This window comes from Blastococcus sp. SYSU DS1024, assembly GCF_054050795.1.
Window position 1 is genome coordinate 261,117 of sequence record NZ_JBJHAA010000001.1, and the last position, 18,923, is coordinate 280,039.

Here is an 18,923-nt window from a genome sequence, read left to right on the forward strand (position 1 = left end):
CTGGCAGGGGTGGTCACTGGGAGTCCTGGCCGCGGAACGGCACCGACGTCTCCCCGAAGGCGAGCGCGCCGACCGGGGTGGCCCCGTTGCTGCCGGTGGACGCATCGAGGGGCTGAAGGGCCACCCCGCGCTGGGCCAGCTCGCGGGCGGCCTCCACGTAGCTGGTCGAGCCGCGCGAGCCCGGGTCGTAGGTCAGCACCGACTGCCCGTAGCCCGGGGCCTCGGAGACCCGGACGTTGCGGGGGATGACCGCGTTCAGGACGAGTTCCCCGAAGTGGTTGCGAACCTCGTCGGCGACCTGGTCGGCGAGCTTCGTCCGCCCGTCGTACATGGTGAGCAGGATGGTCCGCACCGCGATCCCCGGGTTGAGGTGCTGGCGGACCAGGTCGATGTTGTTGAGCAGCTGGCCCAGCCCCTCCAGCGCGTAGTACTCGCACTGGATCGGGATGAGCACCTCGTCGCCGGCCACCAGCGCGTTCAGCGTCAGCAGGCCCAGTGACGGCGGGCAGTCGATCAGCACGTAGTGCGGACGCCGTTCCCGCGGCAGCGCCGCCACGTACGCCTCGATCGCCCGGCGCAGGCGATGCTCGCGGGCGACGACGGAGACCAGCTCGATCTCCGCACCGGCGAGGTCGATGGTCGCCGGGACGCACAGCAGGTTCGGGCTGGCGGTCGTCGGGTGCACCACCTCGGAGAGGGTGCTGTCGCCGACGAGGGCGTCGTAGATCGACGGCGCGCCGACGGTGTGCTCGACGCCGAGGGCGGTGCTCGCGTTGCCCTGCGGATCGAGGTCGATCACCAGGGTGCGTAGCCCGTAGAGGGCGAGTGCGACGCCGAGGTTGACCGTCGACGTGGTCTTCCCGACCCCGCCCTTCTGGTTCGCGATGGTGATGACCCGGATGCGCCCGGGCGCCGGGAAGGGCTCCTGCTCCGCGGCGTGCAGGACACGCGTGGCGCGCAGGGCCTCCATGGCGATGGGGCTGTCGAAGTCCGCGAGCCCACCGGAGGACGACGCGGTCGACGACTGGTCAGCGGCGAGGCTGCTGCGCAGCCGCTCGCCCGGGTCGGTCATCGCAGGTCCTTCCTCTGGCGGCGTTTCACGTGGAACGGGTCGGGTAGCAGCGCCTGTTCCACGTGGAACAGGACGCGGGAGCGCCGTCCGGCACTCTCACCGGTCCCCCCGCGTCATGACCACCACGGTAGTGGCAGCGTCTCCCAGGGATGCACCGACGGCACGCGGTTCGATGTCACGCATGCCGGCCGCGCGGAGTTCGGGCAGGAGGGCCGGCAGCTCGGCCAGCGCTCGGGCCCCGACCAGGGCCACCAGCTGGGTGCCCGGACGGAGCAGCCCGCGGCACCAGCCGACGAGCCGGGGGAGCGGGGCGACCGCCCGTGCGGTGACCACGTCGACCCGGCCGACGGCAGCCACCACCGACCGGTCCTCGGCCCGCCCACGCACCACGCGCCAGATGGACGGGCCCGCCAGGTCGGCGACAGCCTCCTCCAGGAACTCGACCCGCCGGGCCATCGGCTCGACCAGGGTGAGGGCGATGTCCGGGCGGGCCAGCCCGAGGGGTATGCCGGGGAGGCCCGCGCCGCTGCCGACGTCGACCACCCGGGCGTCCCGGGGGACGGCCTCGGCCACGGCCGCGCTGTTGAGCACGTGCCGCTCCCACAGGCGCGGCACCTCGCGGGGACCGATCAGGCCGCGCGTCACCCCGTCCGAGGCCAGCTTGGCCACGTACCGCTGCGCCGCGGGCAGTGCGTCGCCGAAGACGCCGACGGCCGCCGGCGGTGCGGGCACCTCCGGGACGGCCGGGGCGTCGGGCCCGGGACCTCCGTCGCTCACCTGTCGGGCAGGACCACGACGCGGCGGCGGGGCTCCTCGCCCTCCGACTCGCTGTGCACACCCGCCACCGAGGCGATGACGTCGTGCACGACCTTGCGCTCGAAGGGGTTCATCGGGCTCAGCCGCTCGGGCTGCCCGCTGGCCGAGACCCGGCGCGCGGTCTCCGCGGCGAGCTCGGTCAGGTCGGCCCGGCGCTTGGCGCGGTAGCCCCCCACGTCCAGCATCAGCCGGCTGCGCACGCCGGTCGACTGCGCGACGGCGAGGCGGGTCAGCTCCTGCAGCGCCTCCAGCGTCGCGCCGTCCGGCCCGATCAGGTCGTTCAGCCGGCCGCCGACGATGGCGACCGATGCGCGGTCGCCCTCCACGTCGAGGTCGATGTCGCCGTCCACGTCGAGGATGTCGAGGAGGCGCTCGAGGTAGTCCCCGGCGACGTCGCCCTCGCGGACCAGCAGGTCGTCACCGGTCGCACCGGCCCCACCCGCCCCGTCCGTCTCGAGGTCCACGGGCTCCACGACGGCGTCGTCGCTGGCGGCGTCGGCGTCGGGCAGGGCCGGCGGGTTGTCTGTCACGGGCTGCTGCGGAGCACTCACGGGTGTTCCTCCCAGTTCGGTGCGGCGGCCGGGTGGCCCCGGTGGACTGTGTGCCGGGCGGGCCGGCGGGGAAGCGGTCGGGCGAGGGTCAGCGACGCTTCCGCTTCCCACGGTTGGCCGGCCCCTGGCCCGCTCCCGAGCGGGAAGTCCGGCCGGCGCCGGAGCCCGCGCTGCGCGAGCCGGTGGAGCCGTTCGCCGTGGCGCCGTTCGCCGTGGCGCCGTTCGCCCCTGATCCGTTGGCCGTCGGGCCGTCGGACGACGGGCCGTCACCGACGAGACCGTCACCGTCCACGGTGCTCGCCGGCGCGGACGTGGTCGAGGCGGGGCGCCCCTGCTTGGGCCGCACCGGCTTGGCGCCCGGCTTCGGGGCGAGCGTCTTCGGGTCGACGGTCGGCTTCTCGGCGGCGTCCTTCGCCTTCGCGCCATCGGACCCGGGCGGCGGCAGCTTGCGGAGGATGAAGAACTGCTGGCCCATCGTCCACAGGTTGTTCGTCATCCAGTAGATGAGGACGCCGATGGGGAAGATGAAGCCGGAGACGAAGAGGCTCAGCGGCACGCCGTAGAGCATCAGCTTCTGCACCATCGCGGCCTGACCCTCGACGGGGCCGGAGCGCGCCATGATCTGCTTCTGCGTGAAGTACGTCGTGAAGCACATGACGATGATCAGCGCGAAGGCGACGATCCGGATGGTGGTGTAGCTGGCGATCTCGAGGATCAGCCGCTCCTTCTCGCCGCTCATGTTGAACGACGCGGAGATCGGCGCCCCGAAGAGCTTGGCCCGGGCGGCCTGGTCGGTCAGCTCGTCCGACCACGAGTAGAGGCCCTGCTTCTCCGGCGCCAGGCGCCGCAGGACGTGGAACAGCGACAGGAAGACCGGGATCTGCGGCAGGATCGGCAGGCACCCGGCCAGCGGGTTGACCCCGCGCTCCTTGAACAGCTTCTGCTGCGCCTGGGCCATGCCCTGGCGGTCGCTGCCGTACTGCTTGCGCAGCTTGGCCATCTCCGGCTGCAGCTCCTGCATCGCCCGCTGCGACTTCACCTGCTTGACGAACAGCGGGAAGAGGATCAGCCGGATGGTGACGACCAGGAAGACGATCGCCAGCACCCAGCTCAGCCCGGAGAGACCGGACTCGGCCGGCGGGTCACCGAAGATCCAGTTCCAGAGCGAGTGCCACCGGGCCATGACCCAGGAGATGGCGGTGTACAGCCAGTCAAGCAACGGAGGACTCCTCCTGCGGGGTCCGGCACGCGGCCGGCGGGGTGGCCTCGCGGCCGGGGTCATCGGACGGCGCGCCGGGAGGACGTGCCGCTGTGCTGGACGAGCGGGCACCCGTCCCGGTTCCACGCGCCGGCGGGACGAGGTCCACGCCGCCCGGGTGCCACGGCGCGCACTTGGCCAGCCGGACCAGCGCCAGCCAGCTGCCGCGGGCCGCCCCGTGCGTGCCGACCGCCTCGGCGGCGTAGGCGCTGCAGGTCGGGTGGAACCGGCAGCGCGGCGGCAGCGCCGGGCTGATCGCGCGGGAGTAGAAGCCGACGGCGCGCAGGAGCAGGCGCGCGACGGCGGAGCGCCGCGGGCTCGCCCCGGCCGGCGCGCTCATCGCCGGGGGACCCGGTCGCCGAGGAGCCGGTCCAGGCCCGAGGCCAGGTCCCGGTGCAGCACCGCCGAGTCGGCGTCGGCTGCTTCGGGGCGGGCGCGGACCACCAGGTCCGCACCGTCGGGCAGCCGGTCGAGCTCGGCTCGCACAACCGCACGCAGGCGACGGGTCACCCGGTGTCGGACCACCGAGTTGCCCACGCTCTTCCCCACCACGAAACCGGCCCGCGCGGCCGACGGCGACGCGGGGTCGCCGGCCGGCTGCTCGGGCCGTTCGGGGAGGTAGTGCAGCACCATGGTCGGCCGCCCGGCGCGCCGGCCGGATCGGACGACCGCGGTGAACTCCGGGCGCCGGCGCAGGCGTGCCTGCGCAGGCAGCACGTCAGGCGGAGAGCTTCTCGCGGCCCTTGCGCCGACGGCCGGCGAGGATCGCCCGGCCCGCGCGGGTCCGCATGCGCAGCCGGAAGCCGTGGGTCTTGGACCGGCGGCGGTTGTTCGGCTGGAAGGTGCGCTTGCTCACGAGGTACTCCCACTACACGACATCGGCGGTGCGCTCCCGTCGGTGGACGGACGCGCGCGGGGCGTCGGAGCGGCATGGTGACCGTCCCCGGAGCCCCGGAAGCTGGCACTGCGGACCGGCGCACCCGGGCCCGACCGCAGACTGGCGTGGCCGGGATACGGGCAGACCCGTCCACAGACTCCGGCCAGCATAGCCGAGGACCGGCGGCTGCCGGTGACCGACCGCCCATGGTGGCCCGGCCGGCCCGGCGGAGCTCCGCGGCACGCCGGGGGGCTCCGCCCGGCCCCGACGCGCGCGCGCCGCGAGGAACCGCCGGTTCCGGCACCCCGCGGCGTTGCCGGGCTGTGGACGGGGCTGTTAGCGTCGCCGTCGCTCCGCGTCGGGCGTCAGGGTCACGACGCGCGGGCCGACCCCGTCGGTCGACCGACCGCCGAGCCACTCCTCCAGCCGCCCGATCCGGGCCGTGACCAGCGAATATGCTGCACCGGCCGTCGTCCCGTGCGAGCCGGCGCAGCACCTCTGCCGGCCGTGCACAGCCTGTGGACACCGATGTGGACCACATGCGTTCGGATGTCCACAACCGGGGCACCCCACCGGTGGACGGTCCCCGGTTCGCGGAGGCCAGGTGCGGCCGGGACGGACGCAACCGGGGACGGCCGCGGGGTGGACAGCAGGGGAGGACGAGACAGCATGGCCGATGCCACGCTGGACCTGGCGACGGTCTGGGACCAGATCCGGGAGCGACTGGCGACCAGCCTCTCCCCGCAGCAGAACGCGATGCTGAACCTGACGCGACCCGTCGGGCTGTTCGAGGACACCGCCGTCCTGGAGGCACCGAACGAGTTCACCCAGACGGTCCTCGAGTCCCGCATGCGCCGGGTGCTCGCCGAGGCGCTGTCGCAGACCTACGGCCGCGACATCCGCGTCGCCGTCCAGGTGGAGGACTCCCCGGCTCCGCCTCCGCCGCCGGTCGAGCCCGAGCCGACCCGGCGGCCGTGGTCGGCCGTGGAGGCGCAGCGGGCCGAGGAGGACCAGGCGACCCGCGACCGCGCCGACGACGGGCGCAGCGCGTTCGGCGTCCGGACCGACGTCGTGGGCACCGCCGCGCCCTGGGACCGGTCCGCGTCCGCCGACCGGCCGGCCACCCCCGACTTCCCGGAGTTCCGCGAGCTCCACCCGGCCGACGGCCCGCAGCGTCCGCAGGCCGACCGCGGCGCACCGGAGGACTGGAGCACCACCACGTGGGGGCCGGCCGGCCCCGCCCCCGACTCCGGTAGCCGCGACTGGGGCGGCGAGGACGAGCGAACGGCCGACGTCCTCCCCTTCGACGTCGACGCACCGGCGGGGGAGCAGCGCCGTGCCGGTGGCGGCACCGGAGCCCGTCCGCGGCGCGGGGAGTCGGGGCGACCGGGCGGGCTGGATCCCGGCCTCAACCCGAAGTACGTCTTCGACTCCTTCGTGATCGGGAACAGCAACCGCTTCGCGCACGCCGCGGCGGTCGCCGTCGCCGAGGCGCCCGCCCGGGCGTACAACCCGCTGTTCATCTACGGCGAGTCGGGGCTGGGCAAGACGCACCTGCTGCACGCCATCGGCCACTACGCCGCCCGGATGTTCCCCAACGTCCGCGTCCGGTACGTGAGCACCGAGGAGTTCACCAACGAGTTCATCAACCTGGTGCACTCCGGCCGGGCCGAGGAGTTCCGCCGCCGGTTCCGGGACATCGACTTCCTGCTGATCGACGACATCCAGTTCCTCGAGCGGGCCGAGCGCACGCAGGAGGAGTTCTTCCACACCTTCAACACGCTGCACAACGCCAGCAAGCAGATCGTGATCACGTCCGACCGGCCGCCGAAGAAGCTGACCACGCTGGAGGACCGGCTGCGCACCCGCTTCGAGTGGGGGCTGATCACCGATGTCCAGGCGCCGGACCTCGAGACCCGCATCGCGATCCTGCGCAAGAAGGCGTGGGGCGAGCGGCTGCAGGTGCCCGACCAGGTGCTGGAGTTCATCGCCAGCAAGGTGCAGACCAACATCCGTGAGCTCGAGGGCGCGCTCATCCGGGTCACCGCGTTCGCGTCGCTGAACAAGCAGCAGGTCGACCTGCCGCTGGCCGAGCTGGTGCTCAAGGACCTGATCAGCGACGAGCAGGGCCCGCAGATCACCGCGGCGATCATCATGGCGGCCACGGCCGAGTACTTCTCCGTGACCATGGAGGAGCTGCAGGGCACCAACCGCAGCCGGACGCTGGTGAACGCCCGGCAGATCGCGATGTACCTCTGCCGCGAGCTGACCGAGCTGTCGCTGCCGCGCATCGGTGCCTCGTTCGGCGGCAAGGACCACACCACGGTCATGCACGCCGTCAAGAAGATCACCAACCTGATGAGCGAGCGGCGGGCGACCTACACCCAGGTCACCGAGCTCACCGCCCGCATCAAGAGCCGCGCCCGGCAGTAGGAGCTCGCTCCTCCCCACCCCTCGCACGAGGTCGGTCCAGCACGTCACCACGCCCGGCGCGGGCCGACCAGCGGTCCTGGCTCACCTGGTGGGGTCCTGGCTCACCGTCGACCGTGAGCCAGGACCCGGAACGATCAGGTGACCTGATCGACATCGCGGGGACGGGACGTGTGGGGGAGCGGAACGCGGTCCGTCGGCCCTGCGCGGAGGCCTGTCCCACGGACGTCGGCGGTGACGGTCCGCACCCGGAACGGTCACCGTCCGGACAGCTGCCGGCCACCGTCCCGTGGCGGTCGACAAGTCGTTGTCCACACCTGTGTGGATCCCTGGGGACGACGGATCCGCAGGTTCTGCGGGCGATGACCTGCGGGAGAGGGCCGGGCGACGTCGACTCATCGAGAAGTTGTCCCCAGGAATGTGCACAGACTGGGGGAAAGTCGTGCCCACCCCGTCCGCCGCCGTCACGGGGAGCCCCCGCCGGCACCCGGCCCGGCCGGCCACGCCCCGCACGGCGGCCCCGTGACCTGGGAGAACGCCGTTCCGATCGACATCGGGCCCACCCCGCCCGAGACGTCCACCGCACGCGGCGCACAGGGCCTGGGGACGGACCGGGGAGACGCAGGGGACAGCAGGTGGACCGCCGCGGGTCACGGTGCACAACCGTCGATCTGTCCACGTGTCGACAACAGGAGGACGCCGACCACCCACAGTCGGCCAACACCCCCGATCGCCCGCTGACCTGCGGGAAGGGCCCCGATCCCCAGCTTCCACACCAGTGATGACGAGGATGAAGGAGTTATCTCGGAGAATTCTCGAACCACACTCTGGGTGGGGACGCTGCGCTGCGGGCCTCCCCGGACCGCAACGGGAACGACTGCACCAGCAGCCCATCGAGGGACCGGGGTTTCCCCACGGGGGGCTGCAACAGGCACGATGAGCACCGCAGCGGAGCCCTGGCCTCGCAGCAGTACGAACGACGAGCTCCGTGCCCGTGCCGTCCGCCCCTCCCGGTGGTCGCAGGGCCGGACCGAACATGGGTGGGTCGAGAGATGAAGTTCCGGGTGGCACGTGAGGTGCTCGCCGACGCCGTCGCCTGGACGGCGCGCAGCCTGCCGCCGCGGCCGTCGGTACCGGTGCTGGCGGGCATCCTGCTCGAGGCCGAGGGGAACCAGCTGTCGGTCTCCGGGTTCGACTACGAGGTCTCGGCCCGCTCCGAGGTCGACGTGCAGACCAGCGAGAGCGGCCGCGTCCTCGTCCCGGGGCGGCTGCTCGCCGAGATCACCCGGGCGCTGCCCCCGCACCCGGTCGAGATCAGCGCCGAGGGCCCCCGCCTGGCGATCACCTGCAGCAATGCGCGGTTCAGCCTGCCGACGCTGCCGGTCGAGGACTACCCGTCCCTGCCCTCCATGCCCTCGGCCGCCGGGAACGTCGACAGCGACGTCTTCGCCGAGGCCGTCGCCCAGGTCGCCGTCGCCGCCGGGCGGGACGACACGCTGCCGATGCTCACCGGGGTCCGGCTGGAGATCGACGACGACCAGATCACCCTCGCCGCCACCGACCGCTACCGCCTCGCCGTGCGCGAGTTCGCCTGGCGCCCGCAGACGTCCGGGCTCTCGGCCGCGGTGCTGGTCCCCGCGCGCACGCTCGCCGAGGCGGCGAAGACGCTGACCAGCGGTCCGGAGATCACGCTGTCGCTGTCCTCGGGCAGCTCGGGCGAGGGCATCCTCGGCCTCTCGGGCAAGGACCGGCAGACCACCACCCGGCTGCTCGACGCCGAGTTCGTGAAGTACCGCGCGATCATGCCCAACGAGTCGCTGGCCAACGCCACCCTGCCGGTGGGGCTGTTCACCGACGCCGCGAAGCGCGTGGCGCTGGTCGCCGAGCGGGGAACGCCGCTGCGCTGCGAGTTCACGCCGGGTCAGGTCACCCTGCGAGCCGGGGGCAGCGACGACGAGGGACAGGCCGAGGAGCGCTGCGACGTCGAGTTCGACGGCGAGCCGCTGACCATCGGCTTCAACCCGACGTTCCTGCTCGACGGCCTGGCCGCCGTGCACACCGAGCGCGCGCGGATGGACTTCACCAGCCCGCTCAAGCCGGCCGTCCTCTCCGGCGTCGACGAGCCGCCCGCGGACGACGCGCCGTCGGCGGCCGCCGAGCGCTCGGGCAGCTACCGGTACCTGATCATGCCGGTGCGGCTGCCGGGGTGAGCCGTCGGCCGACGGCGTGCGGAGCCCGAGGTGTCAGGGCGGCGCCGGGCGAGCACGATGAGCGGGACCACGACGACGACAGAAGGGCGGGATCGTGCAGCTGGGTCTGATCGGGCTGGGCAAGATGGGCGGCAACATGGCCGAGCGGCTCCGCCGCGCCGGCCACGAGGTCGTGGGGTACGACCGGGCACCGGACAAGCGGGACGTGGCGAGCCTGCCCGAGCTGGTCGAGGCGCTGGCCGCGCCCCGGGTGGTCTGGGTGATGGTGCCCGCGGGCGAGCCGACGCGGGCCACGGTCAAGGAGCTCGCCGACCTGCTCGCCCCCGGTGACGTGATCATCGACGGCGGCAACTCGAAGTACACCGACGACCAGGTGCACGACGTCATGTGCCGCGAGAAGGGCGTCGGCTACATCGACGCCGGCGTCTCCGGCGGCGTCTGGGGCCTGGAGAACGGCTACGCGCTCATGGTCGGCGGCACCAAGGAGGACGTCGCCAAGGCCCAGCCGATCTTCGACGCGCTCAAGCCGCCGTCCCCGCACGACGAGTCCGGCCAGGAGATCCCGGGCGCGGGCTTCGTGCACGCCGGCCCGGTGGGCGCCGGCCACTTCAGCAAGATGGTCCACAACGGCATCGAGTACGCGCTGATGCAGGCCTACGGCGAGGGCTACGAGCTCCTCACCGCCGTCGACCTGGTCGAGGACGTCCCCGGGGTCATCGCGTCGTGGACCCAGGGCACCGTCATCCGGTCGTGGCTGCTGGACCTGCTGGTCCGGGCCCTGCAGGAGGACCCCGCGCTCGACCGGATCCGCGGCTACGCCGAGGACTCCGGCGAGGGCCGGTGGACCGTGGAGCAGGCCATCGAGAACGCCGTCCCCATGCCGACGATCGCCGCCTCGCTGTTCGCCCGGTTCTCCTCGCGCCAGGAGGACTCGCCGACCATGAAGGCGGTCGCCGCGCTGCGCAACCAGTTCGGCGGGCACGCGGTGCGCGCCGTCCAGGCGCAGGAGGCCGAGCGGCCCGCGTGAAGAAGGACCCCCGTGCCCCCCACCACTCGCAGGCTCGCCGGCCCCGTCCCGGGTCCCGCCCTGAGCTCGCGAAGGGTGGGGAGGACGGGGTCCTTCTGCTGCACGGGGGCCGTTCCAGGCAGTCACCTCGGGTGCTGAGGTGTACCTGAGGCACCTGCAGGTCGGCTCCTTCCGCAGCTGGGACCGGGTCGACCTGGCGCTGGCGCCGGGGCCGACGGTGTTCGTCGGCCGCAACGGCGAGGGCAAGACCAACCTCGTCGAGGCGGTCGGCTACCTGGCGACCATGAGCAGCCACCGGGTGTCCGGGGACGCGCCGCTGGTCCGCCACGGCGCGGCGCAGGCCGTGGTCCGCGCCGCGCTGCGCCGCGGCGACCGGGAGCTGCTGGTCGAGATCGAGATCAACCCGGGCAAGGCCAACCGGGTGCGCGTCAACCGGGCGCCGCTGCCGCGTCCGCGCGAGCTGCTGGGGCTCGTGCGCACGGTGCTCTTCGCGCCCGAGGACCTCTCGCTGATCCGCGGCGACCCCACCGAGCGGCGCCGCTTCCTCGACGAGCTGCTGGCGACCCGGACGCCGCGGCTGGCCGGGGTGCGCAGCGACTACGAGCGGGTGCTCAAGCAGCGCAACGCGCTGCTCAAGACGGCCCGGCTGGCCCGCGGCAAGGCGATGGAGACTCTCGACGTCTGGGACGGGCACCTGACCGACCTCGGCGGCCAGCTCCTGGCCGCCCGGCTCCGGCTGGTCGCCGACCTGGCGCCGCACGTCGCCGAGTCCTACGCCGACGTCGCCGGCGAGGGCGCGGCCGCCGCCGGGCTCGGCTACAGCTCGACCGTGCCGCTGGCCGGTGACGGCGCGGCGCTGGCGGACGGCGCTGAGCTGCCGTCGGTCGAGGAGCTCACCGAGGCGATGCGGGCCCGGATCGCCGAGCGCCGGGGCGACGAGCTCGACCGCGGCATCACCCTGGTGGGGCCGCACCGCGACGACCTGGTGATCCACCTGGGGCCCGCCCCCGCGAAGGGGTTCGCCAGCCACGGGGAGTCCTGGTCCCTGGCGCTCGCCCTGAAACTGGCCACCTTCGCGCTGCTGCGGAGCGAGGGCGAGGACCCCGTCCTCGTCCTGGACGACGTCTTCGCCACCCTGGACGCCGAGCGGCGGGCGGCCCTCGCCCGGGTCGCGCGGTCGGCCGAGCAGACGCTGATCACCGCGGCCGTCGTCGACGACGTGCCCACGGAGCTGCGCGGCACCCGGGTCGAGGTGGGCGGTGGCCTGGCGCTCGTGGTCAAGGACGCCGTCCCGGCCGGTGAGGGAGGAGCGCGGTGAGCGAGGACCGGCCGCCGCGGCCCAGCGACATCGCGCGGGCCGCGCTCGAGGCGGCGCGGGCCGCCTCCGCGGCCCGGCCGCGGCCCACCCGTCGCCGGATCGCCGGGCCGCGCCGCACCTGGACCGGGCCGCGACCGGGGGCCGACGACCCCCAGCCGCTCGGCAACCTGGTCGACGCCCTGGTCAACCAGCAGGACTGGTCGGCCCGGACGAAGGTGGGCTCGGTGTTCGGCCGGTGGGACGCCATCGTCGGCCCCGACATCGCCGCGCACTGCCGGCCGCAGACCCTCACCGAGGGAGAGCTGCTGGTCGTCGCCGAGTCCACGGCGTGGGCCACGCAGCTGCGGCTGCTCGCGCCGACCATCCTCGGCAAGCTGCGCGCCCAGGTGGGCGGGGACGTCGTGACCCGGTTGCGCGTTGTCGGACCGACGGCTCCGAGCTGGAAGAAGGGCCCGCGCTCGGTGCGCGGCCGGGGGCCGCGCGACACCTACGGATGAGGCGCCTGCCCGGTGGGCCGGCGCCGGGGAGGACGATGCAGGCATGAACACCCCCCGCGACGGTGACCGGGACGGTTTCGACGACGGCGACGGCCGCGGCTGGCGTGAACCGCCGCACCTCGGCGGCGGGGCCGACGACGAGGACCGCCCCAACTTCGCCGACCGGCGCAAGACGCCCCGCGACGAGCCGCCGGCCGACCAGCCCTGGCAGCCCCCGGGGTGGGACCTGCCCGCCGCGGAGCCCGAGCGTCCGGCGCCGCGCCGGGAGGACGTGCCGCCGGCGGCCTACCCGCCGCCGCAGCCGCAGGACCCGCAGCAGCAGTACCCGCAGCAGGAGTTCCCGCAGCAGCAGTACCCGCAGCAGGAGTTCCCGCAGCAGCAGCCGGCGCGACGGGGGCTGTTCGGCCGCCGCCGGCGCACACCGGGCGCCGTCGAGCAGGTGTTCCGCTACGAGGGCGATCCGGTGGGCGCCCAGGGGTGGGCGCTGCAGAACGGCTGGACGGTGTCCGACGGCACCGCTCCGCAGGACGCCCCGCTCGCCGACCTGATCGCCAGCGCCCCCGTGCGGGCCACCAAGGACCACCGGCCGGGGAACGTGCTGCGGGGCCGCGCGGGCTCGCTCGAGCTGGTCGCGTTCGACGTCGTCTACGCGTCGGGCCGCTACCTCGTGCCGGAGTACGCGGTCACCGCCGTCCCGATGCTGGGGAGCGTGCCGGGCTTCCGGCTGAGCCCGGCCCGCTTCTGGCGGCACCGGACCGGCGGCCTCCTGCCGATGCCCAGCGGCGACGAGACCTTCGACGCCCGCTGGCTGCTGCTGGCCGCCGAGGACGACCCGCGGCTGCGCCGCCTGGTCCAGGACCCGGCCCTGCACGGTCTGCTGCTGGGCAGCGACGACGGCGACGAGTTCTGGTCGGCCGCGGGGCATGTGGCGGCGATCCGGCCCGACGGGCACCGGCCGCAACTGCTGGAGCACCACACCCGGCTGCTGACGGCGATCACCGCCGGCCTCACCGCCGGCGCCTGACGGCGTCGCCCCCGGTGACCGCTCCGGTGGACGGCGCTGCCCCGGCCGCGCGGCTGGCCGACCTGCTGCCGCTCCTGCGCCCGCACCGCCGCCCGCTCCTGCTGGCCGCCGGGTTGTCGCTGGTCGGCGCGGCCGCGGCGCTCGCCCAGCCGGCTCTCGTGGCGCAGGTCATCGGCGTGGTCGGCGCCGGCGACCCGCTGCTCCCCGCGGTCGGGCTGCTCGTGGTCGTCCTGCTGGTGGCGTCGGCCCTCTCGGCGGCGCAGCAGTTCGTCCTGCAGCGCACGGCCGAGGGCTTCGTGCTCACCACCCGGCTGACCCTGGTCGACCGGTTGCTGCGGCTCCCGGTGGCGGAGTACGACCGCCGCCGCACCGGCGACCTGATGTCCCGGGTGGGCTCGGACACCACGCTGCTGCGCGCCACGGTGACCGCCGGCGTGGTCGAGGTCGCCGGCTCGGTGGTCGTCGGGGCCGGTGCCCTGGTGGCCATGGCCGTGGTCGACGTCTGGCTGCTGCTCGTCACGGTGCTGGCCGTCGCCGTCGGTGCGGTCGCCGCCGTCCTCGCCTCCCGCGGCGTGCGCCGGCTGTCGCAGCGCGCCCAGGAGGAGGTCGGCGCGATGACGGCGGCCGTGGAGCGCGCGCTGTCGGCGGTGCGCACGATCCGGGCCAGCGGGGCCACGACGCGCGAGGTGGCGAACGTGGCCGACAGCGCGCGCCGGGCCTACGCCGCGGGCGTGCAGGTGGCGCGGCTGGAGGCGCTGGTCTCGCCGGCCGGCTCGATCGCCGTCCAGGGGGCCTTCCTGGCGGTGCTCGGCGTCGGCGGCTACCGGGTGGCGAGCGGATCGATCACCGTGGCGTCGCTCGTCGCCTTCATCCTGTACCTTGTTCCTGCTCGTCATGCCCCTGGGTCAGGCGATCAGCGCGTGGACCCAGCTGCAGACCGGCCTGGGCGCGCTCGCCCGGATCCAGGAGGTGCTCGGTCTGCCGCCGGAGGACGACGAGCGCCCGCAGCGCGCCGGGTCGGGACCGGTGGTGCCGGTGGACGGCGCACCCCTGCTGGAGCTCGACGACGTGTCCTTCGCCTATCCCGACGGCACCCCCGTGCTGCACGGGGTGTCCCTGCAGGTCCCCGCCGGCAGCCGGGTCGCGCTGGTCGGCCCGTCGGGCGCGGGCAAGTCGACGGTCCTGGCGCTGATCGAGGGCTTCTACCCGCTCTCCGGTGGGGCGATCCGGTGGGCGGGCACCGACGTCCGCGACCTGCCCCGGGCGGCCCTGCGCGCCCGCCTCGGCTACGTTGAGCAGGAGGCGCCGGTGCTCGCCGGCACCGTCCGGGACAACCTCCTGCTCACCCGGCCGGACGCCACCGATCCCGAGCTGTGGGCGGTGCTCGCCGACGTCGGCCTCACCGACGTCGTCCGGCGGTCACCGCGAGGGCTCGACGTCCTGGTCGGCGACGAGGGCGTGCTGCTCTCCGGTGGTGAACGGCAGCGCCTGGCCATCGCCCGCTCCCTGCTCGCCCGGCCGGAGCTGCTGCTGCTCGACGAGCCGACGGCGAGCCTGGACGCACGCAACGAAGGCCTGCTGCGCACGACGCTGGCGGCGGCATCGGCGGGCCGGGCGCTGCTCGTCGTCGCCCACCGGCTGTCCACCGTCCTGGACAGCGACCAGATCGTGGTGCTCGACCAGGGCCGGGTGGTCGCCCGCGGCACGCACGACGAGCTGGTCGGCAGCAGCCCGCTCTACCGGGAGCTCGCCGCGGCCCAGCTGCTCGTCTGACCTCCGCTGGGATCAGGTGACCTGATCATGGCGCGTCCTCCCTCACGGTGGGCGCTGAGGGAGGACGCGCTACGGCGCGGGAGGACGGCGGCGCGGCCGGGCAGCCGCTGTCCGGCCTCAGCTCACCGAGCGGGCGTGCCCCGCCCGCTGCTCGGCCGCACGGGTGATGCCGCGCAGCATGCCGCCGAAGACGAAGCCGTGGAAGAGGGCGACCGCCCACCAGTACAGGTGCCCGGCCAGCCCGCGCGGGGCGAAGGTCGCCCGCTGGCGCAGGGTCGTCCCGCCCGGGGCCGGGTCGTGTTCCACGTGGAACTCGAGCCAGGCGAGCCCGGGCAGCCTCATCTCGGCGCGCAGCCGGAGCAGCCGGCCCTCCTCGCGTTCCTCGACCCGCCAGAAGTCCAGCGCATCGCCGACGTAGAGCTGGGCGGGGTCGCGCCGGCCCCGTCGCAGGCCGACCCCACCGACTGCCCGGTCCAGCCAGCCGCGGACCCGCCAGGCCAGCGGCCAGGAGTACCAGCCGGCGTCCCCGCCGATGCCCTCCACCACCTGCCACAGGATCTCGGCCGGGGCGGTCGTGGGCTGCACCCGCTCGTCGACGTAGAGGCTGCCACCCGCCCAGTCCGGGTCGGTCGGCAGCGGGTCGGAGGGGGCGCCCGGAACCGACGCCGATGCCCAGCGCGTCGCGACGTCGGAGTCGCGCACCCGCTGGACGGCCAGCCGCACCGCCTCGTCGAAGCCGAGCAGCCCCTCCGGGGGGTCGGGGACGTAGCGGGCGATGTCGTGCTCGGTGGCGACGACGGTGTTGCGCAGCGACTCGACCAGCGGCCGCGCGATGGAAGCGGGCACCGGCGTGATGAGGCCGACCCAGTGGCTGGACAGCGACGGCGTGAAGATCGGCACCGGCAGGATGCGCCGCCGCGGCAGCCCCGCGACGTGGGCGTAGCGGCGCATCATCGTGGCGTAGTCCATGACGTCGGGGCCGCCGATGTCGAAGCAGCGGTGGACGTCGGCCGGCAGCCGGGCGCAGGCGACGAGGTACCGCAGCGCGTCGCGGATCGCGATCGGCTGGATCCGGCTGTGCACCCACCGGGGCGTGACCATCACCGGCAGCCGCTCGGTCAGGTGCCGCAGCATCTCGAACGACGCCGACCCCGAGCCCAGGACGACCGCGGCGCGCAGCACCACCGTGGGCACGCCGGAGCCCAGCAGGATCGCGGCGACCTCGGCCCGGGAGCGCAGGTGCGGGGAGAGCTCCTCGTCCTCCGGCGCCATCCCGCCCAGGTAGACCAGCCGGCCGACGCGTGCCTCCCGGGCGGCCCGTGCCACGACCTCGGCGGTGCGCCGGTCGGTCTCCTCGAACTCGGGGCCCGCCCCCAGTGCGTGGATCAGGTAGTAGACGACGTCGACGCCGGCGCAGGCCCGGCCGACCGAGGCGGCATCGCCGGCGTCGGCCCGCACCACCTCCACGTCACCCGCCCACGGGTGGTCGCGGAGCCGTTCGGGAGAGCGGCTCATGACCCGGACCCGGTGGCCGGCGGCGAGGAGCGCGGGCACCAGACGGCCCCCCACGTAGCCCGTGGCGCCGGTGACGAGGCAGGTGAGCGGCGGGCCGGGGGCGTCGGTCGCGGGGGCGGTGTTCGGTGGTGCCATACGGCCGAGTCTGCGGCCCGACCGACACCCGCGCGCGGCGCGGGACCGGCCAGCGACGCCCTGACGGCGTGTCGGGGTGGGGGCCAAGCAGGATGGTGGCGGCGCTCCCGGGAGAGGCGCAGACACGGCGTGAGGGCGTGCACGGCGCTGTTCCTGTCGTACCTCGCGGTATCGTGGGAGACGAAAACCGTCAGCAACCGGCTGAGCGCCCTCCTGCGCCGTTCCGGCCCCCCGCTCCCACCGGGGGCTGAGGCGCGCCGGTTGCTCGAGAGGAAGGCCCCACGTGGTCGCAGCACCCCAGGTCGACAACGCCTACTCCGGCAGCTCCATCACCGTCCTCGAGGGCCTCGAGGCGGTGCGCAAGCGCCCCGGCATGTACATCGGCTCCACCGGTGAGCGGGGCCTGCACCACATGGTGTGGGAGGTCGTGGACAACGCCGTCGACGAGGCGCTGGCCGGCTACTGCGACACCGTGAAGGTCACCCTGCTGGCCGACGGCGGCGTCCGGGTCGAGGACAACGGCCGCGGCATCCCGGTGGACATGCACCCCGTCGAGAAGCGGCCCACGGTCGAGGTCATCATGACCGTGCTGCACGCGGGCGGGAAGTTCGACGGCAAGAGCTACGGCGTCTCCGGCGGTCTGCACGGCGTCGGCGTCACCGTCGTCAACGCCCTCTCCACCAGGCTCGACGTCCGCGTCTGGACCCACGGCAAGGAGTGGCACCAGGAGTACACGGAGGCCAAGCCCGGCCCGCTGGAGGAGGTCGGCCCGACCGACAAGCGCGGCAGCCAGATCACCTTCTGGGCCGACCCGGGCATCTTCGAGACGACGACGTACTCGTTCGACACGATCAACCGCCGGCTCCAGGAGATGGCCTTCCTGAACAAGGGCCTGACCATCGTCGTGCGCGACGAGCGCCCCGGTCACGGCAAGGCCGAGACCGGGATCGGCGAGGAGTCGCTGGCCGAGGCGGCGGCGCCGGTCGAGGGCGAGGGCGAGGCGTTCGAGCCCACCGAGATCACCTACCGCTACGAGAACGGCCTGGTCGACTACGTCGCCCACCTGAACAAGCGCAAGACCGCGATCCACCGCTCGGTCATCGGCTTCGCCGCCGACGGCGTGGGCAAGAACGACACGGCGATGTCGCTCGAGGTCGCGATGCAGTGGTCCGACGCCTACTCCGAGTCGGTGCACACCTTCGCGAACATCATCAACACCCACGAGGGCGGCACCCACGAGGAGGGTTTCCGCGCGGCGCTGACCTCCATCGTCAACCGGTACGCGGTGGAGAAGAAGCTCCTCAAGGAGAAGGACGACAAGCTCACCGGCGACGACATCCGCGAAGGCCTGGCGGCGATCGTCTCGGTGAAGCTCGGCGACCCGCAGTTCGAGGGGCAGACGAAGACCAAGCTCGGCAACACCGAGGTCAAGGGCTTCGTGCAGCGCGTGTGCAACGAGCAGATCGGCCACTGGTTCGAGGCCAACCCGACCGAGGCGAAGACGATCATCACCAAGGCGGCCTCGGCCGCCCGCGCCCGTCGTGCGGCGCAGGACGCCCGCAAGCTGGCCCGCAAGAGCCTGCTGTCGGTGAGCGGGCTGCCCGGCAAGCTGGCCGACTGCCGCTCCACCGACCCGCGCAACTCCGAGGTCTACATCGTCGAGGGCGACTCGGCCGGCGGCTCGGCGAAGTCCGGCCGCGACTCGATGTACCAGGCGATCCTGCCCATCCGCGGCAAGATCATCAACGTCGAGAAGGCGCGCATCGACCGGGTGCTGAAGAACACCGAGGTCCAGTCGATGATCACCGCCTTCGGCACCGGCATCCACGACGAGTTCGACATCTCGAAGCTGCGCTACCACAAGATCGTGCTGATGGCCGACGCCGACGTCGACGGCCAGCACATCAGCACCCTGCTGCTGACGCTGCTGTTCCGCTTCATGCGGCCGCTGGTCGAGGGCCAGTACGTCTACCTGGCCAAGCCCCCGCTCTACAAGATCAAGTGGGGCGGCAAGATCGGCGACGAGTACGCCTACAGCGACAAGGAGCGCGACGCGGTCGTGAAGGCCGGCGTCGAGAGCGGCCGGAAGATCAAGGACGAGATGATCCAGCGGTTCAAGGGGCTCGGTGAGATGAACGCCAGCGAGCTCTGGGAGACCACGATGAACCCCGAGACCCGGATCCTCCGCCAGGTCACCCTCGAGGACGCCGCCGCGGCCGACGAGATCTTCAGCGTGCTCATGGGCGAGGACGTCGAGGCGCGACGCAGCTTCATCACCCGCAACGCCAAGGACGTCCGCTTCCTGGACGTCTGAGAGGACCCCGTGCCCCCCACCGTGGCAGGACCCCGTCCTCCTCACCGCACGCACGCGCGCGGTGAGGCCCTGGACGGGGCCGCGGCGGGACCCTGCACGGGGCTTT

16 protein-coding genes and 1 pseudogene are annotated in these 18,923 nt (G+C 73.7%); 9 read left to right on the forward strand and 8 right to left on the reverse strand.

Annotated features, from left to right (window positions below; genetic code table 11):
- Positions 1–13: 13 nt before the first annotated feature.
- The 7 genes from ACI79S_RS01250 to rpmH form a co-directional block, all read right to left on the reverse strand.
- Complete coding sequence (locus ACI79S_RS01250) at positions 14–1,072, reverse strand: ParA family protein (protein ID WP_456591623.1); 1,059 nt, start codon at positions 1,070–1,072, stop codon at positions 14–16.
- Positions 1,073–1,168: 96 nt separating this feature from the next.
- Positions 1,169–1,849, reverse strand: a complete 681-nt coding sequence (gene rsmG / locus ACI79S_RS01255; protein WP_456591624.1) for a 16S rRNA (guanine(527)-N(7))-methyltransferase RsmG — start codon at positions 1,847–1,849, stop codon at positions 1,169–1,171.
- Positions 1,846–2,439 carry a Jag family protein gene (locus tag ACI79S_RS01260; protein WP_456591625.1) on the reverse strand — a complete coding sequence of 198 codons (594 nt, stop codon included), beginning with the start codon at positions 2,437–2,439 and terminating at the stop codon, positions 1,846–1,848. Before ACI79S_RS01260 ends, rsmG begins: the two co-directional genes overlap by 4 nt.
- Positions 2,440–2,527: 88 nt before the next feature.
- Positions 2,528–3,658, reverse strand: a complete 1,131-nt coding sequence (yidC, locus tag ACI79S_RS01265) for a membrane protein insertase YidC (protein ID WP_456591626.1) — start codon at positions 3,656–3,658, stop codon at positions 2,528–2,530.
- Positions 3,651–4,037 (reverse strand): membrane protein insertion efficiency factor YidD, encoded by a 387-nt coding sequence (gene yidD / locus ACI79S_RS01270; RefSeq protein ID WP_456589593.1) that lies wholly within the window; start codon positions 4,035–4,037, stop codon positions 3,651–3,653. Before yidD ends, yidC begins: the two co-directional genes overlap by 8 nt.
- Entirely contained in the window at positions 4,034–4,414 is a 381-nt protein-coding gene (gene rnpA / locus ACI79S_RS01275) for a ribonuclease P protein component (protein ID WP_456591627.1), read from the reverse strand. Before rnpA ends, yidD begins: the two co-directional genes overlap by 4 nt.
- Before the next feature lies 1 nt (position 4,415).
- The gene (rpmH, locus tag ACI79S_RS01280; RefSeq protein ID WP_040338882.1) at positions 4,416–4,553 is read right to left on the reverse strand and encodes a 50S ribosomal protein L34; all 138 of its coding nucleotides are present in this window, start codon (positions 4,551–4,553) and stop codon (positions 4,416–4,418) included.
- 690 nt (positions 4,554–5,243) lie between these two features.
- Between rpmH and dnaA the strand changes: the two genes are divergently transcribed.
- The 8 genes and pseudogenes from dnaA (at position 5,244) to ACI79S_RS01320 (ending at position 14,853) form a co-directional block, all read left to right on the forward strand.
- Positions 5,244–7,007: a chromosomal replication initiator protein DnaA gene (gene dnaA, locus ACI79S_RS01285; protein ID WP_456591628.1), complete on the forward strand. Its 1,764-nt coding sequence runs from the start codon at positions 5,244–5,246 to the stop codon at positions 7,005–7,007.
- A 1,049-nt stretch (positions 7,008–8,056) separates the two neighbouring features.
- On the forward strand, positions 8,057–9,214 hold the full coding sequence (gene dnaN, locus ACI79S_RS01290) for a DNA polymerase III subunit beta (protein WP_456591629.1): 1,158 nt from the start codon (positions 8,057–8,059) through the stop codon (positions 9,212–9,214).
- A 94-nt stretch (positions 9,215–9,308) separates the two neighbouring features.
- The gene (gene gnd / locus ACI79S_RS01295) at positions 9,309–10,241 is read left to right on the forward strand and encodes a phosphogluconate dehydrogenase (NAD(+)-dependent, decarboxylating) (RefSeq protein WP_456591630.1); all 933 of its coding nucleotides are present in this window, start codon (positions 9,309–9,311) and stop codon (positions 10,239–10,241) included.
- Between the two features lie 139 nt (positions 10,242–10,380).
- Positions 10,381–11,559 (forward strand): DNA replication/repair protein RecF, encoded by a 1,179-nt coding sequence (gene recF / locus ACI79S_RS01300; protein ID WP_456591631.1) that lies wholly within the window; start codon positions 10,381–10,383, stop codon positions 11,557–11,559.
- Positions 11,556–12,056 carry a DUF721 domain-containing protein gene (locus tag ACI79S_RS01305; RefSeq protein WP_456591632.1) on the forward strand — a complete coding sequence of 167 codons (501 nt, stop codon included), beginning with the start codon at positions 11,556–11,558 and terminating at the stop codon, positions 12,054–12,056. Before recF ends, ACI79S_RS01305 begins: the two co-directional genes overlap by 4 nt.
- Before the next feature lie 43 nt (positions 12,057–12,099).
- A complete protein-coding gene (locus ACI79S_RS01310; RefSeq protein ID WP_456591633.1) occupies positions 12,100–13,080 on the forward strand; it encodes a hypothetical protein in 981 nt (326 codons plus the stop codon).
- A gap of 158 nt (positions 13,081–13,238) precedes the next feature.
- Positions 13,239–13,901 (forward strand): annotated as a pseudogene (locus tag ACI79S_RS01315) (ABC transporter transmembrane domain-containing protein); the annotation flags it as partial.
- Positions 13,902–13,974: 73 nt separating this feature from the next.
- The gene (locus ACI79S_RS01320) at positions 13,975–14,853 is read left to right on the forward strand and encodes an ABC transporter ATP-binding protein (protein WP_456591634.1); all 879 of its coding nucleotides are present in this window, start codon (positions 13,975–13,977) and stop codon (positions 14,851–14,853) included.
- A 117-nt stretch (positions 14,854–14,970) separates the two neighbouring features.
- On the opposite strand, the gene ACI79S_RS01325 is transcribed toward ACI79S_RS01320, so the two are convergent.
- Positions 14,971–16,503, reverse strand: a complete 1,533-nt coding sequence (locus tag ACI79S_RS01325) for an SDR family oxidoreductase (protein ID WP_456591635.1) — start codon at positions 16,501–16,503, stop codon at positions 14,971–14,973.
- A gap of 283 nt (positions 16,504–16,786) precedes the next feature.
- Here ACI79S_RS01325 and gyrB point away from each other — a divergent pair, with 283 nt between their 5' ends.
- The gene (gene gyrB, locus ACI79S_RS01330) at positions 16,787–18,817 is read left to right on the forward strand and encodes a DNA topoisomerase (ATP-hydrolyzing) subunit B (RefSeq protein WP_456591636.1); all 2,031 of its coding nucleotides are present in this window, start codon (positions 16,787–16,789) and stop codon (positions 18,815–18,817) included.
- Positions 18,818–18,923 lie beyond the last annotated feature (106 nt).

Bases quoted from the DNA above. Each gene is read 5' to 3' on its own strand.
- ACI79S_RS01250 (WP_456591623.1), bottom strand. From the start codon at position 1,072: ATGACCGACCCGGGCGAGCGGCTGCGCAGCAGCCTCGCCGCTGACCAG.
- yidD (WP_456589593.1), bottom strand. From the start codon at position 4,037: ATGAGCGCGCCGGCCGGGGCGAGCCCGCGGCGCTCCGCCGTCGCGCGC.
- dnaA (WP_456591628.1), top strand. From the start codon at position 5,244: ATGGCCGATGCCACGCTGGACCTGGCGACGGTCTGGGACCAGATCCGG.
- dnaN (WP_456591629.1), top strand. From the start codon at position 8,057: ATGAAGTTCCGGGTGGCACGTGAGGTGCTCGCCGACGCCGTCGCCTGG.
- ACI79S_RS01310 (WP_456591633.1), top strand. From the start codon at position 12,100: ATGAACACCCCCCGCGACGGTGACCGGGACGGTTTCGACGACGGCGAC.
- ACI79S_RS01320 (WP_456591634.1), top strand. From the start codon at position 13,975: ATGCCCCTGGGTCAGGCGATCAGCGCGTGGACCCAGCTGCAGACCGGC.
- ACI79S_RS01325 (WP_456591635.1), bottom strand. From the start codon at position 16,503: ATGGCACCACCGAACACCGCCCCCGCGACCGACGCCCCCGGCCCGCCG.